This window comes from Pseudoalteromonas sp. S558 (assembly GCF_005886635.1).
In the GTDB taxonomy this organism is placed as follows: Bacteria; Pseudomonadota; Gammaproteobacteria; order Enterobacterales; family Alteromonadaceae; genus Pseudoalteromonas; species Pseudoalteromonas aliena.
Window position 1 is genome coordinate 1 of record NZ_PNDU01000461.1, and the last position, 3,140, is coordinate 3,140.

At 38.3% G+C, this 3,140-nt stretch carries 2 protein-coding genes; both read right to left on the bottom strand.

Annotated features, from left to right (window positions below; genetic code table 11):
- Positions 1–123: 123 nt before the first annotated feature.
- Positions 124–963 (bottom strand): S-formylglutathione hydrolase, encoded by an 840-nt coding sequence (gene fghA, locus CWB66_RS20770; RefSeq protein WP_138586933.1) that lies wholly within the window; start codon positions 961–963, stop codon positions 124–126.
- Positions 964–1,242: 279 nt separating this feature from the next.
- A complete protein-coding gene (locus tag CWB66_RS20775) occupies positions 1,243–2,373 on the bottom strand; it encodes an S-(hydroxymethyl)glutathione dehydrogenase/class III alcohol dehydrogenase (RefSeq protein WP_138586934.1) in 1,131 nt (376 codons plus the stop codon).
- Between the last annotated feature and the right edge of the window lie 767 nt (positions 2,374–3,140).

The following is a 3,140-nucleotide window of genomic DNA, read 5'->3' on the forward strand; positions in this document are numbered from 1 at the left end:
TAAGCAATAACAACGACAAAAAATGAACGTTGTTATTGCTCTACATTATGTATGATAAGTAAATTCAACGCAGTTAGCGCTGATAATAGCTGCTGGAGATAGATTTATTATCCAGAGTTCAGGTTACTTATTTAAGTGCTGATCATGAAAGCGTAAATGCTCTTCTATAAATGATGAAATAAAGTAATAACTGTGATCATACCCTTCATGAATAGCGAGCTGTAATGGGTAACCATTTATTTTTGCTGCAGCTTCCAACACCTCAGGCTTTAATTGATCCTTAAGGAAATCATCAGCACCGCCTTGGTCAACTTTGGCTGGAATAAATAAGGTCGCTTTACGCATTAGTTCACTCGAATCATAGCTTTCCCACGCTGTTTTATCTTTACCTAAATAGGCCGCGAAGGCTTTTTTACCCCAAGGGGCTTTTACGGGATTACAAATCGGGCTGAAAGCCGACATTGAGGAATATCGTTCAGGGTTACGTAAACCGATAGTTAATGCGCCGTGTCCGCCCATAGAGTGGCCACTAATTGCGCGTTTATCTGAAACAGGGAATGCCGCTTCAATAATATTAGGCAATTCATTTACTATGTAATCGTACATCTGATAATGGCGATTCCAAGGAGCTTGGGTCGCATTTACATAAAAGCCAGCTCCCATACCCAAATCATACGCTTCGTCGTTGGCAACCCCTTCACCACGGGGACTGGTGTCAGGAGCTACAATAGCAATACCTAGCTCTGCTGCTATACGTAAAGCGCCTGCTTTTTGCATGAAATTTTCGTCGGTACACGTTAAACCAGAAAGCCAATACAATACCGGTACTTTTTGACCGCTAGATACATGTGGCGGTAAGTAAATAGCGAAGCGCATTGCGCAATTTAATACTTTTGATTGGTGGCTGTATTGTTTATGCCAGCCACCAAAGCTTTTATTTACACTTATATTTTCAATCGTCATGGCAAAACCTCAAACGTTAGCTTTTTTCATTTTTAATATCAAATAGCTATATCGTTTTATTAAAGTGATTGTAATACCAATTTTATTAAAAAATTGCTTGTTTTAGCAGGTTACTTAGCACATGTACTGTGCTAAAAATGACTCATAAACATAAGTTAATATAGTAATTTCACTTTGTTATCGAGCCATTTACCTATTGCTATAGTTACTCATTTCTTAGTGCAATTGGTATAAGTATTTTCAATAATAAGTAGTACTTACAAAAGTACTACTTGCTGCTTACTTATCGAAATGAATAACAGTGCGGATACTTTCGCCTTTGTGCATTAAATCAAATGATTCGTTAATGTCTTCAAGAGCCATTGTATGTGTAATAAAATCACTTAATTTGAATTCACCAGCCAAATAACGCTCTACGTATTCAGGTAATTCTGTGCGGCCTTTTACACCACCGAATGCCGAACCACGCCATACTCGACCCGTTACCAATTGGAAAGGGCGGGTTGATATTTCTTGCCCAGCACCAGCAACACCAATCACAACCGACTCTCCCCAACCTTTATGGCAGCACTCGAGGGCAGATCGCATTAGGTTTACATTACCAACACATTCAAATGAGTAATCAACACCGCCGTCGGTTAACTCAACAATGACATCTTGAATTGGCTTATCGTAATCTTTAGGATTGATGCAATCAGTCGCCCCTAATTTTCTTGCTAGTTCGAACTTGCTTTCATTAATATCAATAGCAATGATACGACTTGCTTTAGCCATTGTTGCACCAATAACAGCTGACAAACCAATACCGCCAAGACCAAATATGGCAACCGTTGCGCCTTCTTCAACTTTTGCAGTGTTCATCACTGCGCCCATACCCGTTGTGACACCACAACCGAGTAAACACACTTCTTCCAATGGCGCGTCTTTATTTACTTTAGCAAGTGAGATTTCAGGTAGTACTGTGTATTCAGAGAACGTTGAGCAACCCATATAATGAAAAATAGGCTGACCGTCTTTATAAAAGCGTGTTGTGCCATCTGGCATCAAACCTTTACCTTGGGTTTCGCGAATTTTTTGGCATAAATTAGTTTTACCAGATAAACAAAATTTACATTCGCCGCATTCAGGTGTGTATAGCGGGATCACATGGTCGCCGACTTGAACACTTGTAACACCTTCACCAACTTGCTCAACAATTCCACCACCTTCATGGCCTAAAATTACGGGAAATATGCCCTCAGGATCATCACCAGATAAAGTAAATGCGTCAGTGTGGCATACGCCTGAAGCGATAACTTTTACCAGTACTTCACCTTTGCGCGGCAACATTACATCGACTTCTTCAATAGATAATGGCTGTTTAGGTCCCCAAGCAATGGCTGCTTTTGACTTTATAAATTTATCTGACATATTTATACTCACTTTTAATTTATCTGTAGGTTAATTTTTAATTCAGAGACAAGCATCTGATGTTTAAAGTTAGTTTACTCTCTTTATTTGATGATGATAATCCACTGAATTAGCAATTTACTTTTACCACTATGTAACAATTGGGTGTATTAGATTAATCTATCTAACCTGAACTCTGGTTAAGAGATTTACTAACATATTGAACCATAATGATATTTAAATTTATTTTTCTCTAACCAGAGGTTCTCAATAAATTCAACGCAGTTCGCGCTGATCATCGCTGCTGGAAATAGATTTATTATCCAGAGCAGAGTTCAGGCTATCTATTAAAAAGCGACTACTGAGGTTAACGGCTAAGCGATAGAAGCGTGCCGAGCGCAACTAAATCAATTGTGAACTTTTTATACAAAATTATGTAAGCAGGTTTAATGCTAATACCCTATAAAAGTCGACAATAATGTTGCTGTAATAATCGATTAGCAGCGCATTGGCTAATAGCTTAGTTGAGTATTTATGTGTTGCAAGTTAACACGAGGCATTTATTCCGCACCTTAAAAAGTACATTTAACCTGAACTCTGGTTAAGATATTTACTACACATTGAGTTATTGTGATATTTAGATTTATTTTCTCGAGCCAGAGATTTTCAGTGAAAGCAAGGCGAATTTACGTGTCAATAGCTGGCCTATTGCAAATAAATTCAACGCAGTTAGCGCTGAAAATAGCTGCTTGAGATAGATTTATTATCCAGAGTTCAGGTTATTTAAT